General features: G+C 70.7%; 14 protein-coding genes and 5 tRNA genes. 7 read left to right on the top strand and 12 right to left on the bottom strand.

All coding sequences use genetic code 11. The features are described 5' to 3' along the window. Positions 1-41: 41 nt before the first annotated feature. The 3 genes from ACQP17_RS25980 to leuC all read right to left on the bottom strand — a co-directional run bounded on the left by ACQP17_RS25980 (position 42) and on the right by leuC (position 2,462). Positions 42-287, bottom strand: a complete 246-nt coding sequence (locus ACQP17_RS25980) for a hypothetical protein (protein ID WP_364878774.1) — start codon at positions 285-287, stop codon at positions 42-44. A gap of 135 nt (positions 288-422) precedes the next feature. Continuing rightward, positions 423-1,016, bottom strand: a complete 594-nt coding sequence (gene leuD, locus ACQP17_RS25975; protein ID WP_433858437.1) for a 3-isopropylmalate dehydratase small subunit — start codon at positions 1,014-1,016, stop codon at positions 423-425. Between the two features lie 3 nt (positions 1,017-1,019). Further along, on the bottom strand, positions 1,020-2,462 hold the full coding sequence (gene leuC, locus ACQP17_RS25970; protein ID WP_433858436.1) for a 3-isopropylmalate dehydratase large subunit: 1,443 nt from the start codon (positions 2,460-2,462) through the stop codon (positions 1,020-1,022). Between the two features lie 174 nt (positions 2,463-2,636). On the opposite strand from leuC, the gene ndgR reads away from it, so the two are divergent. Then, a complete protein-coding gene (ndgR, locus tag ACQP17_RS25965; protein ID WP_189099891.1) occupies positions 2,637-3,353 on the top strand; it encodes an IclR family transcriptional regulator NdgR in 717 nt (238 codons plus the stop codon). Between the two features lie 512 nt (positions 3,354-3,865). On the opposite strand, the gene ACQP17_RS25960 is transcribed toward ndgR, so the two are convergent. From ACQP17_RS25960 to ACQP17_RS25920, 9 genes are all read right to left on the bottom strand, one after another. After that, a tRNA-Glu gene (locus tag ACQP17_RS25960) sits at positions 3,866-3,938 on the bottom strand. Positions 3,939-3,978: 40 nt separating this feature from the next. Then, positions 3,979-4,050, bottom strand: a tRNA-Gln gene (locus ACQP17_RS25955). Between the two features lie 16 nt (positions 4,051-4,066). After that, positions 4,067-4,139 (bottom strand) — tRNA-Glu (locus ACQP17_RS25950). 62 nt (positions 4,140-4,201) lie between these two features. Next, a tRNA-Glu gene (locus ACQP17_RS25945) sits at positions 4,202-4,274 on the bottom strand. A 39-nt stretch (positions 4,275-4,313) separates the two neighbouring features. Then, positions 4,314-4,385: transfer RNA gene (locus ACQP17_RS25940), tRNA-Gln, on the bottom strand. An 88-nt stretch (positions 4,386-4,473) separates the two neighbouring features. After that, a complete protein-coding gene (locus tag ACQP17_RS25935; RefSeq protein ID WP_433858435.1) occupies positions 4,474-5,259 on the bottom strand; it encodes an HAD family hydrolase in 786 nt (261 codons plus the stop codon). 122 nt (positions 5,260-5,381) lie between these two features. Then, entirely contained in the window at positions 5,382-6,872 is a 1,491-nt protein-coding gene (gene gltX / locus ACQP17_RS25930) for a glutamate--tRNA ligase (RefSeq protein WP_433858434.1), read from the bottom strand. Further along, on the bottom strand, positions 6,865-7,638 hold the full coding sequence (locus ACQP17_RS25925) for a fumarylacetoacetate hydrolase family protein (RefSeq protein WP_433858433.1): 774 nt from the start codon (positions 7,636-7,638) through the stop codon (positions 6,865-6,867). The genes gltX and ACQP17_RS25925 overlap by 8 nt, the downstream gene beginning before the upstream one ends. 81 nt (positions 7,639-7,719) lie before the next feature. After that, the gene (locus tag ACQP17_RS25920; RefSeq protein ID WP_433860088.1) at positions 7,720-7,968 is read right to left on the bottom strand and encodes a hypothetical protein; all 249 of its coding nucleotides are present in this window, start codon (positions 7,966-7,968) and stop codon (positions 7,720-7,722) included. Positions 7,969-8,512: 544 nt separating this feature from the next. Here ACQP17_RS25920 and ACQP17_RS25915 point away from each other — a divergent pair. From ACQP17_RS25915 to ACQP17_RS25890, 6 genes are all read left to right on the top strand, one after another. Next, positions 8,513-12,226 (top strand): nitrate- and nitrite sensing domain-containing protein, encoded by a 3,714-nt coding sequence (locus ACQP17_RS25915; protein WP_433858432.1) that lies wholly within the window; start codon positions 8,513-8,515, stop codon positions 12,224-12,226. 9 nt (positions 12,227-12,235) lie between these two features. After that, entirely contained in the window at positions 12,236-12,649 is a 414-nt protein-coding gene (locus tag ACQP17_RS25910; RefSeq protein ID WP_093485348.1) for a roadblock/LC7 domain-containing protein, read from the top strand. Positions 12,650-12,752: 103 nt separating this feature from the next. Beyond that, positions 12,753-13,163: a DUF742 domain-containing protein gene (locus ACQP17_RS25905; RefSeq protein WP_189099879.1), complete on the top strand. Its 411-nt coding sequence runs from the start codon at positions 12,753-12,755 to the stop codon at positions 13,161-13,163. Further along, positions 13,144-13,737 carry a GTP-binding protein gene (locus ACQP17_RS25900; protein ID WP_433858431.1) on the top strand — a complete coding sequence of 198 codons (594 nt, stop codon included), beginning with the start codon at positions 13,144-13,146 and terminating at the stop codon, positions 13,735-13,737. The genes ACQP17_RS25905 and ACQP17_RS25900 overlap by 20 nt, the downstream gene beginning before the upstream one ends. A gap of 403 nt (positions 13,738-14,140) precedes the next feature. Beyond that, positions 14,141-17,260 (top strand): nitrate- and nitrite sensing domain-containing protein, encoded by a 3,120-nt coding sequence (locus ACQP17_RS25895; protein WP_433858430.1) that lies wholly within the window; start codon positions 14,141-14,143, stop codon positions 17,258-17,260. Between the two features lie 10 nt (positions 17,261-17,270). Further along, positions 17,271-17,684, top strand: coding sequence for a roadblock/LC7 domain-containing protein (locus tag ACQP17_RS25890; protein WP_018087204.1), 414 nt, complete (start codon positions 17,271-17,273; stop codon positions 17,682-17,684). Positions 17,685-17,691: the final 7 nt, after the last annotated feature.

Raw genomic sequence — 17,691 nt, 5'->3', positions numbered from 1 at the left:
GAAACGGGCTAATCACCCTTGTGCCGCAACGAAGTCGACCTTCACGGACTTCCGTCGGCGTGCACATCTTCGGGATAACGACCTTCGTCGAGGTCAGCCATGAACCACTCCAGACGCCTTGCCGCGTCCGCAAGATCGTGTTTAGCCGCGGCCGTGATGACGAGCAGCTTCCGGGTCAGCGCCATCCGTACGCCCTCCGGGACTTGCAGTGTCCGCACTCTTGCGTGTGCGACCTTGAGCCGGTCGGCGACAACTCCGTAGAGCTCGAGTTGGTCGTCGCGTTCCATGCGCTAATTGTGCCATCTGCGGCGAGTTGTCGCTTCACGGGGCCTCAACAGCGGCCCCGACACGGCGATGCGCCCCCTGCCAACTGCACAGGGGGCGCATCGTACGCAATAACGCTTTGAGCCAAAAACCCGAGGTCAGACCTCGAGGGTGCGCGGTTTGAACGACGGCCTGTTCGCCTCGTACTCCACGATGGACGACTCCTCCCGAAGGGTGAGGCTGATGTCGTCCAGCCCCTCCAGGAGGCGCCAACGCGCATTCTCGTCCAGCTCGAAGTCGGCGCTGACGCCCTCGGCCCGGACCTGCCTGCCGACCAGGTCGACCGTCACCTCGGCGGCCGGGTCGGCCTCCACCAGCCGCTGGAGGCGGTCGACGGTCTCCTGCGGCAGGACCACGGTCAGCAACCCGTTCTTGAGTGAGTTGCCACGGAAGATGTCCGCGAACCGCGAGGAGATGACGGCCTTGAAACCGTAGTTCTGCAGCGCCCAGACGGCGTGCTCACGGGAGGAGCCGGTGCCGAAGTCGGGGCCGGCGACCAGCACCGTGGCGCCCTGGTAGCGCTCCTGGTTGAGGACGAACTCCGGGTCCTTGCGCCAGGCCTCGAACAGCCCGTCCTCGAAACCGTCGCGGGTGACCTTCTTGAGCCAGTGAGCAGGGATGATCTGGTCGGTGTCGACATTGCTGCGGCGCAGCGGGACGGCCCGGCCGGTGTGGGTGGTGAAGGCTTCCATGGTTCAGACTCCCGCGGGCGTGGCGACGTCGGACTGGCCGGCCGCCGAGGACAGGTCGGCCGGTGAGGCCAGATGGCCGAGAACCGCCGTTGCGGCGGCGACCTGCGGCGAGACCAGGTGGGTGCGGCCGCCCTTGCCCTGTCGGCCCTCGAAGTTGCGGTTCGAGGTGGACGCGGAGCGCTCGCCGGGCGCCAGCTGGTCGGGGTTCATGCCCAGGCACATCGAGCAGCCCGCGTGCCGCCATTCGGCGCCGGCCGCGGTGAAGACCTTGTCCAGGCCCTCGGCGACCGCCTCCAGGGAGACCCGGACCGAGCCGGGGACGATGAGCATCCGCACGTCGTCGGCGACCCGGCGGCCCTCCAGGATCGCGGCCGCGGAGCGCAGGTCCTCGATCCGGCCGTTGGTGCACGAACCTACGAAGACGGTGTCCACCTTGATGTCGCGCAGCGGCTGGCCGGCTGTCAACCCCATGTATTCCAGGGCCTTTTCGGCGGCGTGGCGCTCCGAGGCGTCCTCGTACGAAGCCGGGTCGGGGACGGCTGCCGAAAGCGGCGCGCCCTGGCCCGGGTTGGTGCCCCAGGTGACGAACGGGGCCAGTTCGGAGGCGTCGATGTAGACCTCGGCGTCGAAGACCGCGTCGTCGTCCGTGCGCAGCGTCTCCCAGTAGGCGACCGCCGCGTCCCAGTCCTCGCCCACGGGGGCGTGGTCGCGCCCCTGGAGGTAGTCGAAGGTGGTCCGGTCGGGGGCGATCATGCCGGCCCGGGCGCCCGCCTCGATCGACATGTTGCAGATGGTCATCCGGGCTTCCATCGACAGCTGCTCGATGGCCTGACCGCGGTACTCCAGGACGTAGCCCTGGCCGCCGCCGGTGCCGATCCGGGCGATGATCGCCAGGATCAGGTCCTTGGCCGTCACCCCGTCGGGCAGCTCGCCGTCGACGGTGATCGCCATGGTCTTGAACGGGGCCAGCGGCAGCGTCTGGGTGGCCAGCACGTGCTCGACCTGGCTGGTGCCGATGCCGAACGCCAGCGCGCCGAAGGCTCCGTGGGTGGAGGTGTGGCTGTCACCGCAGACCACGGTGGTGCCGGGCTGGGTCAGTCCCAACTGCGGTCCCACGACGTGGACGACGCCCTGCTCGACATCGCCGAGCGGGTGCAGCCGGACCCCGAACTCGGCGCAGTTCTTGCGCAGCGTCTCCAGCTGGGTGCGCGAGACCGGGTCGGCGATCGGCTTGTCGATGTCGAGGGTCGGGGTGTTGTGATCCTCGGTGGCGATGGTCAGGTCCGTACGGCGCACCTGGCGGCCGACCTTGCGGAGACCGTCGAACGCCTGCGGGCTGGTGACCTCGTGCAGCAGGTGCAGATCGATGAAGAGAAGGTCGGGCTCGCCTTCCGCGCGCCGGACGACATGGTCGTCCCAGACCTTCTCCGCGAGTGTCCGTCCCATCGCTTTCCCTCCGGCCGGCCGCAGTGCCGGCCTTACTCGTCCGTGCGCGATGCCCGCAGAAATCCCCTTGCCGGGCCGTACGCCGGGCCCTGGTAGAGGGCCACACCTACAGATTGACGACTTCCCCGGAAAATTGAACTTGCGTTTCACAGTGTGAGACGCGAGTATCGTTGCATGGACAACTCTAGCGGCGTCGGCGTTCTCGACAAGGCAGCTCTGGTTTTGAGTGCCCTGGAGTCCGGTCCGGCCACCCTCGCCGGGCTGGTCGCGGCGACAGGGCTCGCACGGCCCACGGCCCACCGTCTGGCCGTGGCACTGGAACACCACCGGATGGTGGCGAGGGACATGCAGGGCCGGTTCATCCTGGGCCCGCGGCTCTCCGAGCTGGCCGCGGCGGCCGGCGAGGACCGCCTGCTGGCCACGGCGGGACCGGTGCTCACGCATCTGCGCGATGTGACCGGCGAGAGCGCGCAGCTCTATCGCCGGCAGGGCGACATGCGGATCTGCGTGGCGGCGGCGGAACGGCTGTCCGGACTGCGGGACACCGTCCCGGTCGGCTCCACGCTCCCCATGAAGGCCGGCTCGGCCGCCCAGATCCTGATGGCCTGGGAGGAGCCCGAGCGGCTGCACCGCGGCCTGCAGGGCGCACGCTTCACGGCCACGGCCCTGTCGGGCGTACGGCGCCGCGGCTGGGCCCAGTCGATCGGCGAGCGGGAGCCGGGCGTGGCCTCGGTCTCCGCGCCGGTACGCGGCCCCTCCAACCGCGTGGTGGCCTCCGTCTCGGTCTCCGGCCCGATCGAGCGGCTGACCCGCCACCCCGGCCGGATGCACGCCCAGGCGGTCATCGACGCGGCGGCCCGCCTCTCCGAGGGTCTGCGCCGCAGCGGCTGAGACGAAACCGGTGGCCCCCGTCCCGCACACCCGCGGGGGCGGGGCCGCACGGGCCGCCCACTGCCCCGGGCCTCGCTCCGGTGGCGGGCGACCCGTGCGCGCCCACCCCCGGTCCGCGGCACGCACCGGTCCGCGGCGCTCCCCCGGCCGCGGGCCGACTCCTTGATCACGCGGGGCCCCGGTACCCGCCGTCGGAGCATCCGCGGGAACCCACCGTCCCACCGCCGTGACGCCACTCCCCACGGTCCACGGCCCGCCGGGAACTCCCCCTCGACGACTCGGCGACCGTCACCCCGGCGCGCCGGCGCGCCGCCGTCGAACCGCCGCGGCGGCCCAACTCACCACCCTGACCCGGGATCTGGACAGGATCTGGATCCGGACGCGGAGTTCGACACCCCGACCGCCGCGACCGGGGCAAACGCGGACGCGACGGCCCCAGCCCAACCCCCGCGCCAGAAGCGTCAGTTGACACGAAAAAGCCCCCCGCATGATGCGGAGGGCTTTTCCCTCTGTACCCCCGACCGGATTCGAACCGGCGCTACCGCCTTGAGAGGGCGGCGTGCTAGGCCGCTACACAACGGGGGCAAGTCTTACTGCAGTTGAGCCTGTCCGAGGACACGCTGCGCTGGGCTACCAGGACTCGAACCTAGACTAACGGAACCAGAAACCGTCGTGCTGCCAATTACACCATAGCCCATGGTGGTTTAGACCAGTACCCCCGACCGGATTCGAACCGGCGCTACCGCCTTGAGAGGGCGGCGTGCTAGGCCGCTACACAACGGGGGCCCTAGCGATCCTGCATGAACGACAGTGGGTGCGACCCGGACTGTCCCCCTGGGAAGGATCTGTACCCCCGACCGGATTCGAACCGGCGCTACCGCCTTGAGAGGGCGGCGTGCTAGGCCGCTACACAACGGGGGCGTGTACAGAGAGACTCTGCGTGCAGATGAGCTCTGCGAGCTGGCCTACCAGGACTCGAACCTAGACTAACGGAACCAGAAACCGTCGTGCTGCCAATTACACCATAGGCCATCAAAACACAACCCCCCGTGGGGGGCTTGATTTGATCTGCGCTTCCCGGCCCGGCCTTTCGGCCCTCTCGGGCGGCGCAGGAAGAACATTACCTGATCGTGGACGGCGCACCAAAACCGGTAACTGCGCGCAACAGGTCCGGGAGCTCCGCCAGACCCGCGATCCTGCGCACCCCCTCCGGCGGCTCCTCGTCGCGCTCCCCGCCCGTCCGGTCCAGCCATACGGCGACCAGGCCCGCGTCCCGGGCGCCGAGTGCGTCGATGCCGAGCTGGTCGCCGACGTAGAGGACCTCGGGGGGCGTTAGGCCGAGCGCCTGACAGGCACGGTCGAACGCCTCGGCGGCGGGCTTGGCGTGCCCCAGTTCATCGGCGCAGAGCACCGCCTCGAAGCGTTCCCGGATTCCCAGGGCGGTCAGCTTGCGCTCCTGGTTGGCGGTGGCGGCGTTGGACAGCACCGCCTGCCGTACCAGCGGGGTCAGCGCCTCCAGCGCGGGCAGCGAGTCGGGGAAGAGCGTCCAGCAGGCTTCGTAGTGGGTGAGGTACCGGCCGAACCAGGCGTCCGCGTCGGCGTCGGACAGCGGGCGGTCCAGGAACGTCCGGGTCCGCGCCCTGCGGTGATCGAGAAATCCGAGCTCGCCGGCGAGGAAGCGGGCGAACTCGGTCTCCATGGCGTGGCGCCAGCGCGTGAGTGCCGCCTCCTCGCCGCCGTACGCCGCCAGGATCCCTTCGGCCCGCAGGTGTCGCAGCACGCCGGCGCGGTCCGACCCGGTGTAGTCGAAGAGGGTGTCGTCGACGTCCCAGAGGACGGCGCGCAGCGGGGTGCCCGGGGGCGGGGGGTGTGCCGGGGCGGGCGGGCGGTCGGCGTGCGCGGTCATGATCAGCCTTCCTGGTGCCGGTATCGCCATTGTGCCCGGGGCGCCGGCCCGGCGGACCGGGTCCGGACACACCGCGGGCCCGGAAGCCGTGGTGGCTTCCGGGCCCGGGTGGCGCTGCGGGGTCAGCCCGCGAGCTTGGCCAGTGCCGCGTCGATCCGCCGGAGCGTGCGCTCCTTGCCGAGGATCTCCAGGGACTCGAAGAGGGGCAGGCCGACCGTGCGGCCGGTGACCGCCACCCGGACGGGAGCCTGGGCCTTGCCGAGCTTGAGGCCGTGCTCCTCGCCGGCGGCCAGGACGGCCTCCTTGAGGGGCTCGGGGCCGGAGGCCCAGTCGGCGGCGTCGAGCCTGGCGCGGGCCGTGGTGAGCAGCGCGGCCGGGTCGCCCTTCATCGCCTTCGTCCAGGACGCCTCGTCCTCGACCGGCTCCTTCAGGAACAGGAAGTCGACATTGGCGGTGATCTCGGAGAGGACGGTCATGCGGGTCTGGGCGTGCGGGGCGATGGCCCGCCAGGCGGCCTCGTCGAAGTCCTCGGGGGCCCAGTTGGCGTGCGGGGCCTTCAGCCAGGGCTCGCAGGCCGTGATGAAGTCCGGCACGTCCAGCCGCCGGATGTGGTCGGCGTTGATCGCCTCGGCCTTCTTCAGGTCGAAGCGGGCCGGGTTGGCGTTGACGTCCTCGATCTCGAACTTCTCGATCAGGTCGGACACCGAGAAGAGGTCCTGGTCGGCGGAGAAGGACCAGCCGAGCAGGGCGAGGTAGTTGAGCAGGCCCTCGGGGAGGAAGCCGCGCTCGCGGTAGAGGTTGAGGTTCGCCTGCGGGTCGCGCTTGGAGAGCTTCTTGTTGCCCTCGCCCATGACGTACGGGAGGTGGCCGAAGGCCGGGATCTCCTTGGCCACGCCCAGCTCGATCAGCGCCTTGTACAGGGCGATCTGGCGGGGGGTGGAGGAGAGCAGGTCCTCGCCGCGCAGGACGTGGGTGATCTCCATCAGGGCGTCGTCGACGGGGTTGACCAGGGTGTACAGCGGGGCGCCGTTGGCGCGCACGATGCCGTAGTCCGGAACGTTGTCCGGGGTGAAGGTCAGCTCGCCGCGCACCAGGTCATGGAAGGTGATCGGCTCGTCGGGCATCCGGAAGCGGACGATGGAGCTGCGACCCTCCGCCTCGTACGCGGCCTGCTGCTCGGCGGTGAGGGTGCGGCAGGTGCCGTCGTAGCCGGAGGGGCGGCCGGCGGCGCGGGCGGCCTCGCGGCGGGTGTCCAGCTCTTCGGTGGTGCAGTAGCAGTGGTAGGCGTGACCGGCCGCGAGCAGCTTTTCGGCGACGTCCTTGTAGCGGTCCATCCGCTGGGACTGCCGGTAGGGCGCGTGCGGGCCGCCGACCTCGGGGCCCTCGTCCCAGTCGAAGCCGAGCCAGTGGAACGAGTCCAGCAGCTGGTGGTAGGACTCCTCGGAGTCGCGGGCCGCGTCGGTGTCCTCGATCCGGAAGACCAGGGTGCCCTTGTGGTGCCGGGCGTAGGCCCAGTTGAACAGGGCGGTACGGATCAGGCCGACATGGGGGTTGCCGGTCGGGGAGGGGCAGAACCGTACGCGGACGGGGGTGCCGGGGGTCGCGTTAGCCACGCTTGATCACCTTGTTGGTGAGAGTGCCGATGCCTTCGATGGTGACGGCGACCTCGTCGCCGACGTTGAGGGGGCCGACCCCGGCCGGGGTGCCCGTGAGGATGACGTCGCCGGGGAGCAGGGTCATCGCCTCGGAGATGTGGACGATGAGGTCCTCGACCGGGCGGACCATGTCGCTGGTGCGGCCGAGCTGGCGCTGTTCGCCGTTGACCGTGCACTGGACGGCGAGGCCGGCGGCGATGTCCGCGGGGTCCAGCCCGGTCTCGACCCAGGGGCCGAGCGGGCAGGAGCCGTCGAAGCCCTTGGCCCGGGCCCACTGCGCCTCACGCTTCTGTACATCGCGCGCGGTGATGTCGTTGGCGCAGGTGTAGCCGAGGATGACGTCCCTGGCGCGCTCGCGGGGCACCTCACGGCACATCCGGCCGATGACGACGGCGAGCTCCGCCTCGTGGTGCACCTCCTGGGAGAAGGAGGGGTACCCGATGGGGTCGCCGGGGCCGATCACCGAGGTGGACGGCTTGAAGAAGGTGACCGGCACGTCCGGGACGGCGTTGCCCAGCTCGGCGGCGTGCTCGGCGTAGTTGCGGCCGATGGCCACGACCTTGTTGGGCAGGACGGGCGGCAGCAGCCGGACCTTGTCGAGGGGGACCTTCTGGCCCGAGCGCTCGAATTCGGCGAAGGGGTGTCCCTTGATGACGTCGAGTTCGTCGCCTTCGACGACGCCGAATCCGACGTTGCCGTCGATGGAGAATCTGGCGATGCGCACGGGTTGCCGCTGCCCCTCATTGATCACTGGCCGGAGTTGACACTCCAGGCTATCGCGGGGCCGCCGCCGCTCCGTCGCCGCTTACGCCGACGCGTCCTGGGCGGGTGCGTCCATCAGGACCGTCCGCCGCGGGTTGGCGGTGCGGGCCGGCAGGTCGACGGTGTGCTCCGCGGCCTCGGTGCCGAGCTCGGCGGCGTCCTCGAGGTGGGCCAGGGTGGTGCGCCGCGGGTTGGCTATGTTGCGGAACATCGTCGTCTTCACTGCGTCATGCCTCGCGTCGTCGAGAGATCGGGCGATCTCGGGGAACTTCGGGAAACCGGTCGTGCCCACAGCTGCCTTGTCGCTTCGGGCACCTGTGTAAAGCGTCAGGCTATGCACGCTATTCCCGGCGGCGTGCACGGGAACTCAACGATCTTCCTGTGAGTTTGCTCACGAACTGTGCGACAAATGCCACATAACCCTTGATCAACAACCTTGGGCGAATCGGACAATGGCGGATTGAAGCGCACGTTCCGCGCCCGATCACCGCACCTGGGACAGCGGACAGGGTCGGCCGACTCGCGGGCAAAAGTCCGTTATCGACGCCCGAAACTTCTACAAGTCGTGACGCGGTCCGTACATTGCGTCACCCAAGTCACAGTGCGCGGCTCCGCTCTTGTTGGAGATCCTGCACTGTGCTGGAATTCCACGGACCGCCGCACGTTTCAGCCGGCGCGCAGGGCGCAACGTAGCGCCGCGCGGTGGTGCCGTTCTCTCGGCCGGAGAGAGCAGCCCGCCGGTCACTCACGACCGCCATGGGGGACTCAGCGGTCCCCCATACGACTCGACACCGTCCCGCCGCGGCGGGACGCCTGGTCCAGAGGTTGCGACGCTAGTGCAGGGACGTTTCAAGAGGGATGGCAGCGCTGCGGCGGACCCGGAGCTCCGCGGCGGAACCGACCGCGGCTCCTCGCCCCAGCGCGCCCAGAACAACGCTTCCGGCGGGGGCACCGTGCCCACCGACGGGGGCGGCCAGGCGCCGGGCGGCGACGCCGCGGACAGCGGGGCGCCCAAGGCGTCCAAGGGGCCCGGTGGGCCCGGTTCGCGAATAGCGCTGCGCAACTGGCGCATCAGCACCCGTCTGGTCTCCCTGCTCGCGCTCCCCGTGGTCGCCGCGACCACGCTGGGCGGCATGCGCATCGCCACGTCGCTGGACAACATCGACCAGCTCGACAAGATGCAGCTGCTCACCGAGATGACCCGGCAGGCCACCGAGCTCGCCGACGCGCTGCAGGTCGAGCGGGACAAGTCGGCCGGTCCGCTGGCCGGCAGCGGCAACACCAAGGACGACGCGAACGTCATCGCGCCGCGCCAGGAGACCGACCGCGCCAAGCTGAAGTTCAACCAGGCCACCGGCGACATCCAGGGCCAGGACGCCACGATGGCCGGTGTCCGGGCGACCGTCCTGGAGATCGGCCGCCAGCTCAACACCCTCAACGAGATCCGCGCCAACGCCTACAAGGACGACGACAACACCGCGCGGACCGTCACCAGCTACAACCAGCTGATCAACTCGCTGCTGTCGCTCTCCCAGGACATGGCGCAGGCCACCAGCAACCCCGAGATGATCCGCAGTACCCGTGCGCTGGCGGCGTTCTCGTCGGCCAAGGAGTACGCGTCGATCCAGCGCGCGCTGGTCAGCGCCGGCCTCGCCCACGACGGCGGCCCGCAGCTCTCCTCCAACGACCGGCTGGCCGGCCGTAACGCCGAGGACAGCGAGAAGGCCGCCCGGGACCGCTTCTCGCAGATCTACACGAACAACGCCGGCGCGCTCACCCGCGGTCTGGACGGCAACAACGACGAGATCAAGGCCGCGGTCGCCTTCGCGCACCGCGCCTTCGCCAGCGGCTCCGGCATCCGCAGCCAGGACATCCGCTACCTCGACTGGTACGACTCCGACACCGTCAAGATCGACGAGATGTCGCGGATCGAGACCACGCTGCTGTCCGAGATGGAGCAGAAGGCCCGTGGCCTGCGCAACGAGGCCACCCAGTCGGCGATCATCAGCGGTGCGCTGATCCTGCTCGTCCTCGGTGTCTCGCTGGTCGGCGCGTTCGTCGTGGCGCGCTCCATGGTCCGCTCGCTGCGCCGGCTGCAGGACACCGCGCAGAAGGTCGCCCAGGACCGGCTGCCCGAGCTGGTCAAGCAGCTGTCCGAGTCCGACCCGCAGGACGTGGACACCTCCGTCGAGTCGGTCGGTGTGCACAGCCGGGACGAGATCGGCCGGGTGGCCGCGGCCTTCGACGACGTGCACCACGAGGCGGTCCGCCTCGCCTCCGAGCAGGCGCTGCTGCGGGGCAACGTCAACGCGATGTTCACCAACCTCTCGCGCCGCTCGCAGGGGCTGATCCAGCGCCAGCTCTCGCTGATCTCCGAACTGGAGTCCCGCGAGGCCGACCCGGACCAGCTGTCCTCGCTCTTCAAGCTCGACCACCTCGCCACCCGCATGCGCCGTAACGGTGAGAACCTCCTGGTCCTCGCCGGTGAGGAGCCGGGACGCCGGTGGACCCGGCCGGTGCCGCTGGTCGACGTCCTGCGTGCCGCCGCCTCCGAGGTGGAGCAGTACGAGCGGATCGAACTCAACGCCGTCCCGCAGACCGAGGTCGCGGGCCGGGTCGTCAACGACCTCGTGCACCTGCTCGCCGAGCTGCTGGAGAACGCCACCTCGTTCTCCTCCCCGCAGACCAAGGTCAAGGTCACCGGCCACGCGCTGCCCGACGGGCGCGTCCTGGTCGAGATCCACGACACCGGCATCGGCCTGTCGCCCGAGGACCTCTCGGCGATCAACGAGCGGCTCGCCGCCCCGCCGACCGTGGACGTCTCGGTCTCGCGGCGGATGGGTCTGTTCGTGGTCGGCCGCCTGTCCCTGCGGCACGGCATCCGCATCCAGCTGCGGCCCTCGGACTCCGGCGGCACCACCGCGCTGGTCATGCTGCCGGTCGATGTCGCCCAGGGCGGCAAGAAGCCGGCCCCGAGCAACGCCAAGGGCGGTGCCGGCGACCTCGGTGGCGGCGGCTCCAGCCGGCTCGCCGGGCTCCAGCCGCGCGGTCAGGTCGGTTCGGGCCCCTCGGCCGGCGGGCGCCCCGCGCTGCCCGGTCGCGGCGGTCCCGGCGGCGGCGCGCCGAACGCCTTCGGTGCCCCGGCCCCGTCCGGCCGTACGGCGCCTCCCGGTGCCTCCCCGAACGCCCCGGCGCAGGGCGGCGACGCCCGCCCGGCCGCCGGACGCCCCGGTGCCGCACGCCCCTCGCTGCCCACCCGCGGCCAGGAGAGCGGCCCGGCGCCCACCGTCGCCCCGCCCACCGGCGCCCCGCGCCGCGAGGAGCGCCCGCAGCTGCCGGCGCGCGGCGCGGCCGCCGAACTGCCCGGCGGTCCGACCCCGGGCGGCCAGGGAAGCCAGGGCGGCCAGCAGCAGGGCGGTACGAGCTGGGGTGCCCGGCGTGAGCGCGACGGGTCCGACGACTGGCCCCTGACGCCCCGTGAGTCCCAGGAGCGACCGCGCGGCCACGAGGAGCCGGAGCGCACCGGCAGCTTCGAGCGGCCCGCGCCGCCCGCCGCCGGCCCCGGTGACACGGCGGCGTTCGCCCGCCCCGACTTCCACGCGCCGCCGCCCGCGGCGGACGGCTCCCGCGGCGGGCGCGACCCGCAGGGCGGACGTCCGGCCGGGCAGGGCAACGGGCGGGGCGACACGGGGCAGTTCCCCCGGCCGGACCGCGAGACGGGCCGCCAGGAGACCGGGCAGTACGAGACGGCTTCGTACGAGACCGGTTCGTACGGGACGGGCGAGTACCGGCGTCCCGACAGCGACACCGGCCAGTACCCGCGGCCGGACGGTGACACGGGTCCGTACCCGCGTCCCGACAGCGACACCGGGCAGTACCCGCGCCCCGGCGGTGACAGCGGTGCCTACGACTCCGGCCGGTACGGCCGTCCGGACGCCGACCGTGCGCCGTACGCCGACGAGCCGCAGAGCACCGGGCAGTTCCCGGTGCAGCGGCCGCAGGACACCGGTGCGCAGTCCCCCGACGTGCTCGGCGGCGCGGACGCCGGTCCCGGTGACGGGCGTACGCCGATCTTCGACACCATCGAGTCCAACTGGTTCAACACACCGGCCGCCGCCGCTGCCGGTGTGCCGCCGCAGGGCACCGAGCCCGAGGCCGACGCACTGCCGCGGCGGGGGGCCGCGCAGGACGGCGGCGCACACGGCGGTTCGCCGACCCCGGCGGGCGGCGCTCCGGCACCGTCCGACGCCTCGCAGTGGCGCAGTTCGCCGAACGACGAGACGTGGCGGCAGGCGGAGCAGATCCGTCAGCCCGCCGCGGGCGGTATCACCACCTCCGGGCTGCCCCGCCGGGTCCCGCGCGCGAACCTCGTCGCGGGCACGGCACAGCAGCAGGCCGACCAGAACGGGCCGCAGGTCTCGCGGTCGCCCAGCGATGTCCGTGGGCGGCTGACCAATCTGCGCCGGGGTATCCAGCAAGGCCGACAGGCCGGGACGTCGTCCACCGGCACCCACGGCATTGTCGATCCCACTCACCAGCAGGAGCGTTAGTTGAGTCCGATGAGCCAGGCGGCGCAGAATCTGAACTGGTTGATCACCAACTTCGTGGACAACACCCCCGGGGTGTCCCACACGGTGGTGGTCTCCGCGGACGGTCTCCTCCTCGCCATGTCCGAAGGCTTTCCCCGCGACCGTGCCGATCAGTTGGCGGCGGTGGCCTCCGGCCTCACCTCGCTGACCTCCGGCGCGTCCCGCATCTTCGAAGGCGGGAGCGTCAACCAGACCGTGGTGGAGATGGAACGCGGTTTCCTCTTCATCATGTCCGTCTCCGACGGATCGTCGCTGGCCGTGCTCGCACACCCCGAGTGCGACATCGGCCTGGTCGGCTACGAGATGGCCCTGCTGGTCGACCGCGCGGGCACGGTACTGACGCCGGACCTGCGCGCAGAACTGCAGGGCAGCCTGCTGCACTGAGGCGCCCGCAGCGCCGCCCGTACGGCACCACCCCACCCATTCGAGCCGCCACCCCCCACCGGCCCAACCCGACGACAGTCCCACTGTCCCGTCCGGAGGACCCATGACCCCGCCACCTGCCACTTCCGGCCCGTACGGCGCCTACAGCCAAGCGCCGTACGGGGACGAAGGTGACCAGCCGCTGGTGCGCCCGTACGCCATGACCGGAGGCCGGACCCGGCCGCGCTACCAGCTCGCCATCGAGGCGCTGGTCAGCACGACCGCCGACCCCGCCCAGCTGCCCGGGCTGCTGCCCGAGCACCAGCGGATCTGTCATCTGTGCCGCGAGGTGAAGTCGGTCGCCGAGGTCTCCGCGCTGTTGCACATCCCGCTGGGCGTCGCGCGGATCCTGGTCGCGGACCTGGCGGAGGCCGGCATGGTGGCGATCCACCAGCCCGGTGGCAGCGGCGAGGCCGGCGGAACACCGGACGTGACCTTGCTCGAGAGGGTGCTCAGTGGACTTCGCAAGCTCTGACGGCTCATCGGACGGGGGCACGACCCGCGCCACGACGTCCGCCAAGATCGTGGTGGCGGGCGGCTTCGGCGTGGGCAAGACCACGTTCGTCGGCGCCGTCTCGGAGATCAACCCGCTGCGCACCGAAGCCGTGATGACCTCCGCCTCGGCGGGCATCGACGACCTCAGCCACGTCCAGGACAAGACCACGACGACCGTGGCGATGGACTTCGGCCGGATCACCCTGGACCAGGACCTGATCCTCTACCTCTTCGGTACGCCGGGCCAGGACCGCTTCTGGTTCATGTGGGACGACCTGGTCCGCGGTGCGATCGGCGCCGTGGTGCTGGTCGACACCCGGCGGCTGGCCGACTGCTTCCCCGCGGTCGACTACTTCGAGAACAGCGGCCTGCCGTTCGTCGTCGCGCTCAACGGCTTCGAGGGGTACCAGCCGTACACGCCCGACGAGGTGCGTGAGGCGCTGCAGATCGGTCCCGGGACCCCGATCATCACCACCGATGCCCGGACCCGCAGCGAGGCCAAGAGCGCCCTCATCACGCTCGTGGAGCACGCGCTGATGGCCCGCCTGCGCTAGCCGCCCGAAACGGCCCGCCCGGCATCCGGCGCGGGCCGTACGGCAGTTGTCACGACCCCGGGCGAGCCACCCTGCCCCGGGCGGGTTCCCGGCATCCCCCAGTCGATCTGTGTCCTTCGACACGCCGACAAATTTGCTTCATAACGTTTCGACAGTGAATCCCGAGGGTTTCGACACCCCGCGCGCATGCCCGGCTTCGCTGCGCTCACATTTGTCTCGCACTTTGGCGCGGCTCGCCCTTAACGCCCCTTTTATCTAAGGCACTTCCGTGCCCGCTCCGGCTTTCCCCAGTGTTTGGAACGCACCGCCCTGACGTGCTGAAATTCGCTGAAACTCCGGAGTAGGAACGCCCAGAAGAAACGGCACAGCAAATCAGTGCCGGCGCCGAGAGGTTGTTGGTCGAGTGAGGCGAAGCAAGGAGAGCCCCGAGCCGCAGGAACCGCGGCGGGGCAACTTCACCCCGCCACCCAGAGGTGGCGTACCGGCTTCCGACGCGCCCGAAAATACGGTCGCGAAGCCTCCGGTCAGCGGCGGGAAGTACTCCCCGCGCAACTGGCGTGTGGCAACCCGCCTGAACGCCATTCTGCTGATTCCCGTGCTGCTCGCCCTGGTATTCGGCGGTCTGCGGGTGGACAGTTCGTTCGCCACCTGGCAGGAGGCGCAGGACGCGGAGAACACCGCGAAGCTCGTGCGGGCCGCGCTCTCCTACAGCACCGCCATGATCGACGAGCGGGACCGCACCGCGGCACCGCTGTTGAAGGGCAAGAAGGACGACCCGGCCGTGCAGGAGGCGCGCGACGCCACCGACGCCGCCGCCACCACGTTCCACGATGCCGCCAAGGCCATACCCGACAAGCCCGGCCTCAAGCGCCGGCTCACCTCCTTCGAGAAGGTCGAGCCCAAGCTGCAGAAGCTGCGCCAGGTCGCCTACACCTCGCGGCTGCACGGTGTGCAGACCGAGGAGGGCTACGTCGAGATCCAGCACCCGCTGATGGAGTTCGCCAACGAACTCGGCCTGGGCACCGGCAACATCACCTCCTACGGCCGTACCGTCTACGCCATCTCGCTGGCCAAGGCCGCCGAGTCGCTGGAGCGGTCCATCGGCACCCACCTCCTGGTCGACCCGGCGTCCCCGCAGGGCGGCAAGGAGCACAAGCTGCAGCTGACCGCCTTCGCGTCGTACCGCTACCTGGAGGGCATCGCCATCGGCGAGTACACCTCCGGCGGCACGCCCGAGGACGTCGCCCGGCTGAACAAGGACGCCGCCGCGCTCAAGTCGGCCGCCCGGCAGAAGATCGCCCAGGCGAAGGAGCAGGCGCAGGCCGCCGGCCGGCCGTTCCGTACCCCGCCGTCGATCGACCAGATGTCGACGCTGATCGCCACCGGCGCGGCGCCGGAGGCCCTGAGCACCCGCGGCATCACCTCCGACAGCTACTTCGCCTCGGCGACCGGCAAGTTCAACATGTACCGGTCCATCGAGAAGGACCTGGCGGACAAGGCCGTGAACGAGGCGGCGCAGATCTCCGACGACGCCCGCCAGTCGACCTTCGTCGACTCCGGCATCGTGCTCGCCGCGCTGATCATCGCCTTCGTCGTGGCCGGGCTGATGGCCCGCCGGATGAGCCGCAACATGCGCCAGCTGCGCACCGCCGCCTTCGGCATCGCCGAGCAGCGGCTGCCGATGCTGGTCGACCAGCTCTCCCGGACGGACCCGGGCCGGGTCGACACCCGGGTGACGCCCATCCCGATCGCCACCACCGACGAGATCGGCGAGGTCGCCCGGGCCTTCGACCAGGTCCACCGCGAGGCCGTCCGGCTCGCCGCCGAGCAGGCGCTGCTGCGGGGCAACGTCAACGCGATCTTCACCAACCTCTCCAGCCGCAACCAGGGTCTGATCGAGCGCCAGCTGGAGCTGATCACCGACCTGGAGAACAACGAGGCGGACCCGGACCAGCTGGAGAGCCTCTTCCGGCTCGACCACCTCGCCACCCGCATGCGGCGCAACGGCGAGAACCTCCTCATCCTCGCGGGCGAGGAGCCCGGCCGCCGCTGGAACCAGCCGGTGCCGCTGGTGGACGTGCTGCGGGCGGCGATCAGTGAGGTCGAGTCGTACGAGCGAATAGACCTCACCGGCGTCCCCGAGAGCGAGATCCACGGCACCACCGTGACCGACCTCGTGCACCTGCTGTCCGAGCTGCTGGAGAACGCCACCACGTTCTCCTCCCCGCAGACCAAGGTGCGGGTGGCCGCGACCCGGCTGCCCGACGGCCGGGTGATGATCGAGATCCACGACAAGGGCATCGGGCTGACCCCCGAGGACTTCGCGGACATCAACCACAAGCTGGCCAACCCGCCGAGCGTGGATGCCGCGATCTCCCAGCGGATGGGCCTGTTCGTGGTCGGCCGGCTGGCCGACCGGCACGGGATCCGGGTGCAGCTGCGCCCCTCCGGCGAGCAGGCGGGCACCACGTCCCTGGTCATGCTGCCCGAGGCGATCACGCACGGTGGTGGCGGCGAGGAGCGGTTCGACGACGACTTCACGGTCTCCCGGATCGTCCCCGAGCACCAGCACGACGCCTACGAGGACCGGCACGACGCGTACGAGGACCGCCAGCGCACCGCCGCCGAGCTGGGCTTCGACGACAGCCGCTACGGTCGCCCGGACAACGGGGACCTGGACATGGTGGGCCGCTCGCTGTTCCGCGAGGAGCGCCGGGCCGCGCTGGAGGCGCAGACCTCCGGTGACCAGCCCGTCGGCGGTGACCGTCCGCTCTTCCGCGACGAGGTGCCGGCGGCCGAGAACTACCAGGACTTCCCCGGTCCGGCACAGGGCTACTCCGGCCAGGCATATGCGGAAGCCGATCAACCGCTCTACGACGACCGGGCCCCCGGGCACCAGGCGTTCCCCGGCTCCGGCTTCGCGGAGACCACCGGCCAGCAGCCATACGTCTCCCACGAGCCGGCCCAGCCGGACGAGTGGAGCGAACGCCCTGCATTCGAGGGCTACTTCGGGACCGAAGCGGAATCTGACCGGAATGCAACTGCCGCTCCCGCTGACGCCCCCGAGCGCGTACCATTCGAGCGTCCGGGCCCCACACCGAGCGACGCCCACCCGCTGACGGACGCCGGCCTTCCGCGCCGCGGAGGCCGCGACCAGCAGGCACCGCAGGTGCAACAGCAGGGGAGCCCGCCGGAGACCGGCCAGGACGGTACCGACTGGCGCAGCTCCAACGACGAGCGCTGGGAGCGGGCGGAGCAGCTGCGCGAGCCGAAGGCGGGCGGAGTCACCTCCTCCGGCCTCCCCCGGCGGGTGCCCAAGGCCAACCTGGTCGAAGGTGCCGCGGAGCAGACCCCGCAGGGCGGCCCCCAGGTCTCCCGCGCCCCGGAGGACGTCCGCGGCAGGCTGAGTAACCTGCGCCGCGGCGTCCAGCAGGGACGCAACGTCGGCACGGACCCTTCCGGGGTCCCCCAGAATGACCAACAGGGCTACGGCCCCGGCAGCACCTACGATCAGGAGCGTTAGTGTGAGCCCGATGAGCCAGGCGGCGCAGAATCTGAACTGGTTGATCACCAACTTCGTGGACAACACCCCCGGGGTGTCCCACACGGTCGTGGTCTCCGCGGACGGTCTCCTCCTCGCCATGTCCGAGGGCTTCCCTCGTGACAGAGCCGATCAGTTGGCGGCGGTGGCCTCCGGCCTCACCTCGCTGACCTCCGGCGCGTCCCGCATCTTCGAAGGCGGGAGCGTCAACCAGACCGTGGTGGAGATGGAACGCGGTTTCCTCTTCATCATGTCCGTCTCCGACGGATCGTCGCTGGCCGTGCTCGCACACCCCGAGTGCGACATCGGCCTGGTCGGCTACGAGATGGCCCTGCTGGTCGACCGCGCGGGCACGGTACTGACGCCGGACCTGCGCGCAGAACTGCAGGGCAGCCTTCTCAACTAACAAACAG

The organism is Streptomyces kronopolitis, assembly GCF_050953795.1.
Taxonomy (GTDB): Bacteria; Actinomycetota; Actinomycetes; order Streptomycetales; family Streptomycetaceae; genus Streptomyces; species Streptomyces kronopolitis_A.
The sequence above is the reverse complement of the archived record's forward strand: the minus strand, read 5'-3'. Positions and strand labels throughout refer to the sequence as shown.